This is a genomic window from Clostridium sp. AF27-5AA (genome assembly GCF_003478415.1).
In the GTDB taxonomy this organism is placed as follows: Bacteria; Bacillota; Clostridia; order Lachnospirales; family Lachnospiraceae; genus Otoolea; species Otoolea fessa.
The window spans coordinates 262,082-274,972 of the sequence record NZ_QUFH01000002.1 but is presented as its reverse complement, the minus strand read 5'-3'; the positions used below and the strand labels follow the sequence as shown (position 1 = coordinate 274,972).

Sequence of the window (12,891 nt, the reverse complement as noted above, 5' to 3'; positions counted from 1 at the left end):
AGATTTTTTTATTTGGCAGACACTCTGTTCCGTGTTACAATCTTAGTTATAAATTGGGATTTGGAGGAAATGCGTATGGCTCGTGATATGACAAAAGGGAATATAACCGGGCACCTGATTGCCTACGCGGTTCCGCTGGTGTTCGGCAACCTCTTCCAGCAGCTCTACCACACGGTGGATTCGGTAGTCGTCGGACAGTTTTACGGAAAAGAGGCGCTGGCGGCAGTCGGTGCGGCGGGTCCGATCATGAATATCCTGACTTTTCTGATTGTGGGACTGTCACTCGGCGCATCGATTTTGATGGCAAGCTACTTTGGAGCAAAAGATTACCAGAATTTGAAAGATGAATTTGCGACCTCTGTACTCTCCGGACTGCTTTTGACCATCGTGCTCTCCGGAATCTCACTGGCAGGAAGCCGCCTGTTTATCCGCCTGACGCAGACGCCGGAAGAGATATCGGCGCAGGCGTCCTTGTATTTGCAGATTATCTCGCTGGGTCTTATTTTTACCTTTTTTTACAATATTTTCTCCGCCGCTCTGCGCGCGATCGGAGATTCCAGAGCGCCGCTCTATGTCCTGATCCTGACGACCGTTGTCAATGTATTCCTGGATGTATTCCTGGTTGGCATCTGCCGCCTCGGTGTTTCCGGTGCGGCAATCGCTACGATCATCTCGCAAGCGGTCTCTGCGCTCGCCCTCTTCGTCTATATCTGGGCGAAAGTGCCCCTCTTACGCCTCGGCATCCGGGATCTGAAACTGAAAACCTCGATGCTCAAAAAAACGATCGATTTCAGCTCCATTTCCGCCGTCCAGCAGACGATTCTCTACGTCGGCCGCCTGCTCGTCCAGTCCGGCGTCAATGCACTCGGTGTCGATGCAGTTGCCGCTTTTAATGCCGTCTCCATCATCGACAGCTACGTGCTCGCCCCGGGCGACAGTCTCGCGGCATCTATCACGACGTTCTCCGCACAGAACCTCGGCGCGAAAGAGTATGACCGGATTCCGAAAGGGCTTCGGAAAATGCTGGTGATTGCAGAAATTTATATTATTTTGACAGCGGTGGTCGTGCTGTTCTGCCGTCACCCGCTGCTCGGCATTTTCTTGAAGCCGAATGAAACGGAGGCGCTGCGTCAAGGCATGTCCTATCTGGTGCCGATGGCTGGTTTTTACTTCATCAGTGGTATCACCAATACTTTTCAGGGATATTACCGTGGAATCGGGCACCTGATGATCACCCTGTTCGCGACTCTGGTGCAGATTCCAATCCGCGTTGTGATCAGTTATGCGCTGTTTGGACGGCTGGGAATTCAGGCTGTGGCGATTGGTACGACGATTGGATGGGCTTGTATGGTAATATTTGAGCTTTTAATGTATCGGAGATATGGACGGGTAGAGGCGCTGCGGAAGAACGATCGGTAATATAGAGTGCTCTACCCGGTAGTACAGGAAAGAGCCTGCAGCATACCGGCGTAGCTGGCTCTTTCCTTCCTTGGATAACTTTAAATTACCCTTACGCAAGAAAACGATCAGAAGCACATTCCCCTGATCGTTTTCTTTATTATATATAATTTTCTATCTTTTACTATTTTTTATTCAAAATCTTCCTTAATCACATCCCAAGCCGCATCAATACTGAAATGCTCGCGGATATAAACCTGCGTTTTCTCTGCCAGGTCTTCCAGGCGTTTTTCGTCTTTGTAGAGTTCTACGACTGTCTCGGCAAATTCGTCCGGCTGATCCTTGACGAGGAGAACTTTTTCTACATCCGGGATTCCCTCGCTGCCGACGGAGGTGGTGACGATGGGGGCACCGTTATAGATAGCTTCTACCACCTTGCCCTTAACCCCTGCGCCGTAGCGGAGCGGTACCACTACAATCCGGCAGTTCCGGTACAGGTCTGCCAGTTCTTCTTCACTTACAAAGCCTTTGACGATGATGCCATTTCCAGGCTGTTCCAGCGCTTTGATCTCGTCGGTCACTTTGGAACCGACGATGTAGAAGTTGACCTTGATCTGTTCCCGGATCTTCGGGAATACTTCTTTCGCGAACCAGAGCACCGCGTCTGCGTTCGGCGGATGCGCAAAGCCGCCGACAAACAGAAGTCCTTCCCGTTTGGCGAAGTCTTTGTTCAGATTCTGTAAAAACTCCTCATAGACATATGCCGTGATCGCCTTGACCGGAATCGTCTCATCAACGGCGTGGATCGCCTCTTCCTCAACGTAGGACGGATAGTAGGACACCGCCACTTTGTGGAAGAGTGAAAACTCGATCGATTTCCAATATTCGGATTCCTGACGCTTCTTCACATCGCCGGTCAGCTCATACTCGCGGAACTCACGCATAAAATGAAGGTCGTGACCGTAATAAATCATCTTGATATCCGTGTGTTCTTTGATAAAATCCACATATTTTGTCGCGATATGCGGACGGTTCAGATATGCCACGTGGATATCTTTTCCATTTTTCACCAGCCAGTCCCAGATACCGGTCAGGTATTCCTGTCCGTAGAGGACCTCGATTCCCATCTGCTGCAGCGTAGACGTATACGGTTCCTCATGGAGGTAATTATCTCCGATAAATTTAACAACATACCCCTTTTTCAGGAACATTTTCAGGTACTGGAACGTTGTCTTGGAACCGGCGTCTTTGTCAAAGGTCGGCACATAGTGATCGATCACGACAATGATCTTTTTGCCCATGCTGCGCTCGCGTGCGCGGAATGGATTCGGATTGCCGTTGTTGACGCACTGATTCTTGAACTCTTCTTTCCATTTTTCTTTGAGTTTCTCGCTGTTTTCCACCTGATACCGTTTCAGACCGGTTCCGTTGACATCCGTTCCGTTGGAAATGCCTTCGAAATGGATGACCTTGGATTTTGGCTGGTAAACGACGCGGTAGCCCGCTTTCCGCACCTCAAATGCCAGATCCGAATCTTCGCAGTACGCCGGGGCAAACCGCTCGTCGAAACCGCCGATCTGCTTCCAGAGTGCGGTGGATAAAAGGATCGCTGCGCCGGAAATATAGTCTACATCCTTGACGTAGTTATATTCTGCCTTGTCCGGATCGTCGAGGCGGCCGTAATTCCAGCCGGAACCATCGCTCCAGATGATGCCGCCTGCCTCCTGTAAACGTCCATCCGGATATACCAGCTTAGATCCTACCATACCGATGGTGGAGTCAGATTCAATGAGATTTACCAGGGAGCTGAGCCAGCCTTCTGTTACCTGGGTATCGTTGTTTAAAAACATCACATATTTGCCGCGCGCCGCCTTCGCCGCCTGGTTGCAGTTGCGCAAGAATCCCTGATTGGTCTGATTGCGGCAGATCACCAGGTTATCGGCAAACTCCGCCAGATGCTCGGTGGCATCGGTTGAAACGTCATCTGCGATGATAACCTCATAGCTCACATCCTTCGTATGCTCCAGAATCGACTGCAGGCACAGATAGGTATAGTGAATCTGGTTGTATACCGGAATTACGATGGAAACCGTCGGATTTTCTTCCTTCGGAAGGTGGATTTTTCCGTAGGTCAGATACTCCTCACCGATCTCAAAATCACCTTTGATAAGGTTCTTTCCTTCCTCGGTGGTGTACATCTTCATCATTTTACCCGGATGAAGAATCGTCCGTTTCCAGTAGCCGAGCTTCTTGCGGCGTACCGTGCCCTTTGGATAGCACCGGTTAAATGCCTGTCCGAGCTTGCGGCGCACCTTGAAAATGACCGCCTCATGACCATTTAAGTAGGTCAGCGTCTTGCCAAGCTCTGCATTTTCATGGCGCAGATCAGAAATGATAACGTCCAGATTCGCCACGTGGTTATTCGTCAGGCGCTGTACCTCCTGCACTTTGCGGAGTGCCGTATCTTTTTCCGAATTTTCTGCCCGGAGCGCATCCAGACGTTCGTTTGCCCTTGCAAGTTCTCCGTCCACATGGGAAAGATCGGCTAATGTCTTCGTCTTTACCATGTAATCTTCCTGGTAGGTGCGCTGGTTTTCCCCGTGCACGTACTCCTGGAAGCCACGTTCCATCGCCTCGTAAAGCGAAAGCAGCTTCTCATCCGCCTTCACATACTCCGGGAACTGTCCGATAAATTCCCGCTCGGTCTGACCGCCCAACAGACTCTTATAACGGCGGTAGAAATAAACCAGTGTCCTGTATTTCACAAAGCCAGCCGGAACCGGGAATAAGAAGACCCACTCATAGTCGATCGCATAGGTTCCGTCCGCCGTCACCAGCATATTTTCAAAAAGGGCGTCAATGTTGGAGGCGCTGTAGCTCTCGTCCGCAAGAACTGCCCCTAAAGAAGCCCATCCGCCGCCATTTTCTGTCTCTTTATCCCGATAGGAATCCAGCTCGCCCAGCGCATTAAATACCTTGATAAATTCCGGTGTCACCGCAAATGGTTTGCGTTCCTCCGGGCGGATGCTGTAGATCTCATCCATCGCAGCCCGGATCGCGGAAACCTCCGCATCCACGCCCTGGGCAGTCAGAATTTCTCCCAAAAGTTCCGCCCGCGTTTTTCCCTCTAAATACGGAAAGACCGCTGTCATTCCCTCGTCCTGAAGCTCCGGTTTTACCAGTTTCAGGGACGGATTCTGACGGTCAAGCACCTGATATTTTTCTTCGAAGGACTGGATGTGCGCCTTTCCCTCCGGATAGAGCGCCGTCTTCCAGACCTCGCGGATTCCATTCTTTTCACGGATCTCTGTCCGGATCTGGAAGCAGTCTTCGCGGGTGCGGTTGTATTTCACATAGATAACGTCCTGTGAAGCATTCTCAGCTTCCGGCGCAGCCTGTCTCTGCCAAAAAACCAGAAATGCATTCGCAAATTCCGGGAACCGTCCGTCCTCGCAGGCTGCATCGAGCGCCGCCCCCATATCCATCAGCATATACTGCGGACAGTCATAGACCGGTAACACACCGGTCAGATCGCCTTTTTTCGGCAGATAGGCATCTGAAAAAATCTCTCCCGCCGTCCGGTAATCCGGCATCGGATAGTAAAATTCCCCGCCCGGAAGCAGCTGCTTCATTTCGTTCCAGGAAAGTGCGCCCGTCTCCCGCTCTGCGCCTGCCATGTATTTCACGCCAAACCAGTTGGAAGCCGCCGCAATCAAGGTTCCATGAGCAGAAAGAAGCTGTTTTGCGGCTGTCATCTGCGCCGCGCGTCCAGCCCTATCTGCCGCCGTCAAATCCCCGATCAGCACTACATATCCATATGTCCCGCCGCACTTTTCCGCTTCCCTCGCATACGTCTCCACATCCGCACAGACATAGCGGATCTTCGCCGCCAGCTCCGGCTCTGTCTTGAAACGACGGCGTACTACCTCCAGATTTTCTTCGGAAACATCCAGCACCGTTACCGATGATAAACGTCTGGCAAGCAACCCTGTCAGCGCGCCCGCGTCCGCCCCGATCTGCAGCGCCTGCTGTTCCGGGTCAAATTGACACCAGTCCAACAGGTTTTCCCGCAGATCTGCCAGTGCGTACAGATAGGAAAGCTTCTTATTTTCCCGCAGCGCCCGGCGCCGGTCACTGCCGTATTTATCAAACAGAGCAATCAACTCCTGATTGATTTTTTTCATCTTAATCTCCTTTTATCATGCCTGCAGATCTTCCTGTGCCGCCTCATCCGCGCTGAGCGACTCCGCCTGCTTTGCCGCCTCCCCGGCTGGCGATAACCTGACTGCTACATCCGGCTCCATGTCGTAGACACCGACCGTATTTTTATTGGAAATAACGGTAATATTGGCCACATCATAGAGACGGTGGTACACCACGTGCTCGCCGCCCTCAAATCCGGTACAGCTCATGGACAGCAGGTATTCGCCGCCCTGCAGGGTCATCTTCTGCGTAAACGCGACATCGTAAATATCGCCCTCCTTGACCGGATGGACATCCGTTCCCTCAAACAGGGTGTTCGTGCCGGTCAGGTCGGTTCCTTTCTTATCCTTGATCGTATAAGTAAAGATCGGTGCCTGAATCGGTGCATTGAAACGGATGCGCTCGCGGATGGTAAACTCTTCGCCTTTTAAGAGCAGGTTAGTGATATTGCCGCGCGCGTCCACCAGTCCCAGATCGAAGATCTGCGCCCTGCCGTCGCCGTACTCCTCGCGGTTTGCGTTGATCGTCAGCTTGTCGCGCATTAAGCCCGGCTTTTTCGCCGTTTCTCCGTTCAAAGCAGTCGGATTTCCGGTGCCGTCCGATGCTGAACCAACTCCATTTTCTGCGGTGCCATCCACTGCCTCGGAGCCGTTTACATTTCCGGCATCGTTATTTCCAACCTCATTTTCAGATGCACCGTTCTCCGCACTTCCGGCTCCTGATTTCTCCGCTTTTATTACCTTGTCCCCGGAAAAATCGTTCATTACCTCCAGCTCGGCGCGCAGCGCGTCCATCTGTCCTGCCAGAATCTTTTTGTAGAGATCGACCATCTTGCCCGCCGAACCCTGTGCGATAAATTCGCCCTTATTGAGCAGCACTACCTTATCGCAGTATTTGATGATACTTCCCATATCGTGGGTTACCATGATGATAGTCGTGCCGTTTTTGCGGATCTCCTCCATGCGGCGGTAGCACTTGGACTGGAAAAAGACGTCCCCGACCGAGAGCGCCTCATCAACGATCAGGATCTCCGGCTCGACGTTGATCGCAAGCGCAAATGCCAGACGCACGAACATACCGCTCGAGTACGTCTTGACCGGCTGATAGACGAAATCGCCAATCTCGGCAAAATCGAGAATCTCCGGCAGCTTTGCATCCATCTCTTTTTTGGTATATCCCATCATCGTACCGTTCATATAGATATTTTCGATACCGGTGTAGTCCTGGTTAAATCCGGCTCCCAGCTCCAGCAGCGCCGAAATTTTGCCGCGCACCGTCACCTCGCCGGTCGTCGGCGTGAGAACGCCGGTAATGATCTTAAGGATCGTCGATTTACCCGAACCATTCGTACCGATGATGCCGACCGTCTGACCTTTTTCAACCGTAAAGGAAAGATCGCTCAACGCGTAGAAATCCTTGTGGTATTCTTTATGGCTGACGCTCAGAGATTCTTTCAGCCGATCGATCGGTTTATCATACAGCCTGTATATCTTGGTCACATTTTTCACTTCGACCGCGTACTTCTCTGCGTTCTCCGCCTCTTGTGCCCCTGTGTTTGTTGTATTTTCAGCAGACATATATCTTTTTCGTTCCTCCTGTTCCACTATTCTCGTAGTATAGCATGTTTTCTATGTTTCTTGCAATTCCTGTACGCAGAAAAACACACCTCTTTCTATGTACTCACGAAAAACATTCGTATTTTTTTGTGAAATGTTTTGTATTTTCTTGACAATATCCAGATGCTATGCAAAAATCATGGCAAAGGAGGATGATTCTATGGATTTTTTAACAATGACAATTCGAAAACAAAAAAATATTGCACTCATCGCACACGACAATAAAAAACGTGAACTCATCGACTGGTGTGAGGCGAACAAAGAGATCCTCAAAAAACATTTCTTATGCGGAACCGGCACAACCGCCCGCATGATTACGGAATATACCGGGCTTCCGGTCAAGGGCTATAACAGCGGTCCTCTGGGCGGCGACCAGCAGATCGGTGCAAAAGTCGTCGAGGGACAGGTTGATTTTATCATCTTCTTCTCTGATCCCCTGACCGCCCAGCCGCACGATCCGGATGTCAAGGCGCTTCTTCGAATCGCCCAGGTTTACGATATCCCGATCGCCAACAATAAAGCGACTGCCGATTTTATGATTACCTCGCCGCTGATGGATGAGGAGTATGAGCATGACATCATCAACTTCCACCAGAATATTAAAGAGCGGGCCAAGACGCTGTAAAAAACACATTCTCCCTTGTATTTATTCTCATTCTTCGGTACAATGGTCGTTACCGTTTATGAGAACAGATACAAGGGAGATTTTTTATGTTGCAGAAATTTTTTAAATACATTTTCCAAAGCATGGCGGGCATGCTGGGAATTTCCGTCTACATCCTCGCAGACACCTATTTTATCTCGGTCTACTCCGGTGCAGATGGTCTGGCGGTCTTAAATCTGATTTTACCGGTTTACGGACTGATCTATGCGATTGGAGCAATGATCGGGATCGGATCGGCGACCCGTTATGCCATCGACCGTGCGCAGGGCAAAAGCGCCAGCTTCTATTTTCTCTCCGCCGTAACCTGGGATATTCTCATCAGCATTCCGCTGGTGCTGGCAGGCATTTTCATCCCGGATAAAATCTTGCAGCTTCTCGGCGCAGACGCGGGGCTGACCGCGCTCGGAAAGCAGTATCTCCGCATTATTCTGGCTGCCTCGCCGTTTTTTATGTCCAACTACGCATTCACGGCGTTTGCGCGCAATGACAGCGCTCCGGCGATCGCGATGCTCGGCTCCATCGCCGGAAGTATGTTCAACATCGTGTTTGACTACATCTTCATGTTTCCGGCAGGTCTGGGACTGACCGGCGCGGCGTTAGCGACGGCATTCTGCCCGCTTGTGACGATGAGCATCTGCGGCACGCACTACCTGGGAAAACACAATCAGGTCGGATTCCGTTTTCGCGCTCCATCCCTGCGCCACCTGATCGCCTGCTGCCAGCTCGGCGTATCCGCCTTTGTCGGCGAAATATCCTCCGCCGTGATCGCGATCGTCTTTAATTTCCTGCTTCTGGGACTCGCCGGAAATGTCGGTGTCGCCGCTTACGGCGTCACTGCCAATCTCTCCGTCGTTGCCATGTGCCTGTTCAACGGACTCGCGCAGGGCACGCAGCCGCTCATCAGCGAAAGCTACGGAAAAGGCGATCACACGCAGAGCCGCCAGTTCCTGACCTGGGGCGTCATCGCCTGCCTGATCGTGGAAGCGATCATTCTGGTGCTGACCTGGAGCATGACCGATCCACTGATCCAGATCTTCAACCAGGAGCAGAACGCCGAACTTCTGCATTACGCCCACAGCGGGCTCCGGCTGTATTTCCTGGGCTTTCTCTTTGCTGGCATCAACATCCTGCTGGTTGCCTATTTTTCCGCCGTCGCGCAGCCAAAACCAGCCATCGCCGGTTCTCTGCTGCGCGGGGCCGTCGCTATCATCCCCTGCGCTGTCACACTGGCGCGCCTGTTTGGGCTGAACGGCGTCTGGCTGTCTTTCCTGGCATCGGAAATGATCACTTTCTTCGCTATTTTGCTGCTGGCAAAGCTGGGACATTCTTCCAAAGAATTACATAATTTTAAAATAATTTGATTTTGCCCCAAAAAATATTTGACATTTTATATCATTCGTAGTATATTGATGAAAAATCGAACACACCAAAACCGTTGAAGCGGAGATCAAAGCAGCATATGCGCGCACAGAGAGTCCGGGAGGCTGAGAACCGGGTCGAGATGCAGGTTGCCAAATGGACCGCTGAGGGCGCAGCCAAAAGCCGGATATATTTTCAGCCTAGTACTCTGCGACGTAGGGCATACGTTAGTTGCCGGAGATATGCAGGTATCTCGCAAAGCGCATGGAATCACTCCATGAATCAAGGTGGCACCGCGGGCTTAAAAGCGAACGATGGATCCGAAGGGGATCCAGATTCTTTTGATAGTTACCCGTCCTTGACAGATTCTTAAAAGATCTGTCATGGGCGGGTTTTTTGTTGTTCTGAAATCCATCTTTCATTCAAACAAATTTCCCTGCACCTCCCGCCCGGACAGAAAACAGGGTTGCTGTCCTATCCAGAATTTCCACATTCAGAAATTTATCACTGGAAAACAGCCCCACATTTCAACAACAGGAGGATTTGCTATGTATCCAACACTTGACGAAGTCCGGAAAATCGCTGCATCCGGCGATTACCGGCGCATCCCTGTTTCCCGTGAACTCTACGCAGACGCTTTTACCCCGGTGGAGGTGCTGCGGACGCTGCGCGCTGCCAGCCATCACTGCTATCTGCTTGAAAGCGCCGAGGAAAACCAGAAATGGGGACGCTACTCCTTTTTAGGCTACTCCCCGGCGATGGAGCTGACCTGCCAAAACGGCGTCTTAAAAATCCGCACCGGCGAGGAGGACGAGCTGGCAGCCGAAGAAAACCGCGCCGTCTCCCATCCGGGCGAGACTATCCGTGAGATCCTGGCTGCCTACAAAAGCCCGAAGCTGCCGGATATGCCGCCTTTTACCGGCGGTCTGGTCGGCTATTTCTCTTACGACTACATCCATTACGCTGAGCCGACACTCGACTTTTCCAAACTGAAAAACGATGATTTCTGCGATGTTGACCTGATGCTGTTTGACCGCGTTATCGTATTTGACCATTACCGACAGAAATTGATTCTCATCGCCGGTGTCCGGACGGATTCCTTAGAAAAATCGTATCGGCAGGCAGAAGAGAGCTTAAACGAGATTGTCTCCTTGCTGCAAAGCGGCGCCAAAGCGGTTTTCCGGCCATTAAAGCTCAAAGAAGAGCTGGCTCCTGCTTTTTCGAAAGAGGAATACGGGGCAATGGTTGAGAAAGCCAGACATTACATCCATGAGGGCGATATTTTCCAGGTGGTTCTCTCCAATCCGATGACCGCCGCCGCAGAGGGCAGTCTCTTCGACACATACCGGGTTCTGCGGACACTCAATCCATCCCCGTATATGTTCTATTTTACCAGCGATGATGTGGAAATCGCCGGTGCATCGCCAGAGACACTGACACGCTTAACCGACGGCACTCTCTACACCTTCCCGCTCGCCGGAACCAGACCGCGCGGGAAAGATAAAGAAGAGGACGAGGCGCTGGAACGGGAGCTTCTCGCCGATGAAAAGGAGCTGTCCGAGCACAACATGCTGGTTGACCTCGGTCGAAATGACTTAGGACGCGTCAGCCGCCTCGGTTCCGTCCAGGTAGAAACCTACGCTTCTGTCGTGCGATTCTCCCATGTCATGCACATCGGTTCCACAGTACGCGGCGAAATCCACCCGGATCGCGATGCGGTCGATGCCATCGACTCCATTCTCCCAGCCGGAACACTCTCCGGTGCGCCGAAGGTGCGGGCGTGCGAGATCATCGCAGAGCTGGAGGGAAGAAAACGCGGTATCTACGGAGGCGCCATCGGTTATCTGGATTTCACCGGAAATATGGACACCTGCATCGCCATCCGGCTGGCTTACAAGAAACACGGCCGCATCTGCGTCCAGTCCGGCGCCGGAATCGTCGCGGACAGTGTCCAGGAAAAAGAATTTATAGAATGCTGCAATAAGGCCAAAGCCGTGGTAAACGCCATCCAGACAGCAGAAGGAGGTCTCTTATGATTTTACTGATTGATAATTACGACAGCTTTGTCTACAACCTCTACCAGCTTGTCGGAACGATTCGCCCGGACACGGTTGTCATCCGAAACGACCAGCTGACAATTGCGGATATTGAAAAAATGGCGCCGGATGCTATCATCATTTCCCCGGGTCCCGGAAAACCGGAGGACACCGGTATCTGCCTGGAAGCCATCCGCCATTTTGCCGGAAAAATCCCTATATTCGGCGTCTGCATCGGATTGCAGTCCATCTGTACCGCATTCGGCGGAGTCGTTACTTATGCCTCCCGGCTGATGCACGGAAAAACCTCCCCGGTCACCTATGAAGCGGGCAGCCGCCTCTTTCAGGGTATGCCGAATCCATTTCCGGCAGCCAGATACCACTCCCTGTCCGCCTCCCGTAAGGACCTGCCGCCAGAGCTTCGCGTGACTGCCATCTCCGATGATGGGGAAATCATGGCACTCGAACATACGACGATGCCGGTTTACGGAGTGCAGTTTCACCCGGAATCCATTTTAACGCCGGATGGACGGAAGATTCTGGAAAACTTTTTGGCATCCATCCAATAAATTACACACCTCAGAAAGGAGTCTTCACCATGATAAAAGAAGCCATTATCCGTCTCTCAAAAAAAGAGGACTTATCCTACACCGAAGCCGAGGAAGTCATGAATGAAATTATGGAAGGAAAAGCAAGCCCGATTCAGATTTCCTCTTACTTAACCGCACTCTCCCTAAAAGGCGAGACGATCAGCGAGATCACCGCTTCCGCGGCAGGCATGCGGGCACACTGCATTAAACTGCTGCACGATATGGATGTGCTGGAGATCGTCGGAACCGGCGGTGACGGGGCTAATTCCTTTAATATCTCCACCACTTCCTCCCTTGTGATTGCCGCAGCCGGTGTCCCGGTCGCAAAACACGGAAACCGCGCCGCTTCCTCCAAATCCGGCGCCGCCGATGTTTTAGAGGCGCTGGGCGTCAAGATTGACCTGCCGCCGGAGCGGAGCGCCAAACTGCTTAAAACGATCAACATCTGTTTCCTGTTCGCGCAGAATTACCACATTGCCATGAAATACGTCGCGCCGATCCGGAAAGAGCTCGGCATCCGCACCGTATTCAATATCTTAGGTCCGCTCTCCAACCCGGCGGGTGCCAACATGGAACTGATGGGCGTCTTTGACGATTCCCTTGTCGAACCACTCGCACAGGTTATGGCAAACTTAGGCGTCAAACGCGGCATGGTTGTATACGGACAGGATAAGCTCGATGAGATTTCCATGAGCGCCCCGACCTCCGTCTGTGAAATCCGCGACGGCTGGTTCCAGTCCTACACGCTAACGCCAGAGCAGTTCGGCTATGAACGCTGCAGCAAAGAAGAACTCGTCGGCGGTACCCCGGAAGAAAATGCCGAAATCACCCGCGCCATCGTAGAAGGACGCGAGCGCGGCGCCAAGCGCCAGGCGGTGTGCCTGAATGCGGGGGCTGCGTTGTACATCGTCGGAAAAGCCGAAACCATCGAGGATGGTGTGCGGATGGCAGAGAAGCTGCTCGACAGCGGGGAGGCGGCGAAAAAGCTGCAGCAGTTTATCACAGAGAGCACACGAGAATAGGAG

The 12,891-nt window shown here is 52.1% G+C and carries 8 protein-coding genes; 6 read left to right on the top strand and 2 right to left on the bottom strand.

The window, feature by feature from the left end:
• Positions 1-75 precede the first annotated feature (75 nt).
• Positions 76-1,419 carry an MATE family efflux transporter gene (locus DWY89_RS03725; protein WP_118523701.1) on the top strand — a complete coding sequence of 448 codons (1,344 nt, stop codon included), beginning with the start codon at positions 76-78 and terminating at the stop codon, positions 1,417-1,419.
• 170 nt (positions 1,420-1,589) lie between these two features.
• Here the strand turns inward: DWY89_RS03725 and DWY89_RS03720 are convergent, their stop codons facing one another.
• Both DWY89_RS03720 and DWY89_RS03715 read right to left on the bottom strand, forming a co-directional pair.
• Positions 1,590-5,582, bottom strand: coding sequence for a glycosyltransferase (locus tag DWY89_RS03720; protein WP_118523702.1), 3,993 nt, complete (start codon positions 5,580-5,582; stop codon positions 1,590-1,592).
• A 15-nt stretch (positions 5,583-5,597) separates the two neighbouring features.
• Positions 5,598-7,178 (bottom strand): ABC transporter ATP-binding protein, encoded by a 1,581-nt coding sequence (locus tag DWY89_RS03715; RefSeq protein ID WP_118471429.1) that lies wholly within the window; start codon positions 7,176-7,178, stop codon positions 5,598-5,600.
• A gap of 199 nt (positions 7,179-7,377) precedes the next feature.
• Between DWY89_RS03715 and DWY89_RS03710 the strand changes: the two genes are divergently transcribed.
• The 5 genes from DWY89_RS03710 (at position 7,378) to trpD (ending at position 12,888) form a co-directional block, all read left to right on the top strand.
• On the top strand, positions 7,378-7,842 hold the full coding sequence (locus tag DWY89_RS03710) for a methylglyoxal synthase (RefSeq protein ID WP_022360055.1): 465 nt from the start codon (positions 7,378-7,380) through the stop codon (positions 7,840-7,842).
• A gap of 86 nt (positions 7,843-7,928) precedes the next feature.
• Complete coding sequence (locus DWY89_RS03705; protein ID WP_118471431.1) at positions 7,929-9,242, top strand: MATE family efflux transporter; 1,314 nt, start codon at positions 7,929-7,931, stop codon at positions 9,240-9,242.
• Between the two features lie 546 nt (positions 9,243-9,788).
• Positions 9,789-11,276 carry an anthranilate synthase component I gene (gene trpE, locus DWY89_RS03695; RefSeq protein ID WP_118471433.1) on the top strand — a complete coding sequence of 496 codons (1,488 nt, stop codon included), beginning with the start codon at positions 9,789-9,791 and terminating at the stop codon, positions 11,274-11,276.
• Positions 11,273-11,845: an aminodeoxychorismate/anthranilate synthase component II gene (locus tag DWY89_RS03690; protein ID WP_118471435.1), complete on the top strand. Its 573-nt coding sequence runs from the start codon at positions 11,273-11,275 to the stop codon at positions 11,843-11,845. The genes trpE and DWY89_RS03690 overlap by 4 nt, the downstream gene beginning before the upstream one ends.
• Positions 11,846-11,874: 29 nt before the next feature.
• Entirely contained in the window at positions 11,875-12,888 is a 1,014-nt protein-coding gene (trpD, locus tag DWY89_RS03685; RefSeq protein WP_118471437.1) for an anthranilate phosphoribosyltransferase, read from the top strand.
• Positions 12,889-12,891: the final 3 nt, after the last annotated feature.

Excerpts from the sequence above, each read along its gene's own strand:
- DWY89_RS03710 (WP_022360055.1), top strand. The coding sequence starts at position 7,378 with ATGGATTTTTTAACAATGACAATTCGAAAACAAAAAAATATTGCACTC.
- trpD (WP_118471437.1), top strand. The coding sequence starts at position 11,875 with ATGATAAAAGAAGCCATTATCCGTCTCTCAAAAAAAGAGGACTTATCC.
- DWY89_RS03725 (WP_118523701.1), top strand. The coding sequence starts at position 76 with ATGGCTCGTGATATGACAAAAGGGAATATAACCGGGCACCTGATTGCC.
- trpE (WP_118471433.1), top strand. The coding sequence starts at position 9,789 with ATGTATCCAACACTTGACGAAGTCCGGAAAATCGCTGCATCCGGCGAT.
- DWY89_RS03690 (WP_118471435.1), top strand. The coding sequence starts at position 11,273 with ATGATTTTACTGATTGATAATTACGACAGCTTTGTCTACAACCTCTAC.
- DWY89_RS03715 (WP_118471429.1), bottom strand. The coding sequence starts at position 7,178 with ATGTCTGCTGAAAATACAACAAACACAGGGGCACAAGAGGCGGAGAAC.
- DWY89_RS03720 (WP_118523702.1), bottom strand. The coding sequence starts at position 5,582 with ATGAAAAAAATCAATCAGGAGTTGATTGCTCTGTTTGATAAATACGGC.
- DWY89_RS03705 (WP_118471431.1), top strand. The coding sequence starts at position 7,929 with ATGTTGCAGAAATTTTTTAAATACATTTTCCAAAGCATGGCGGGCATG.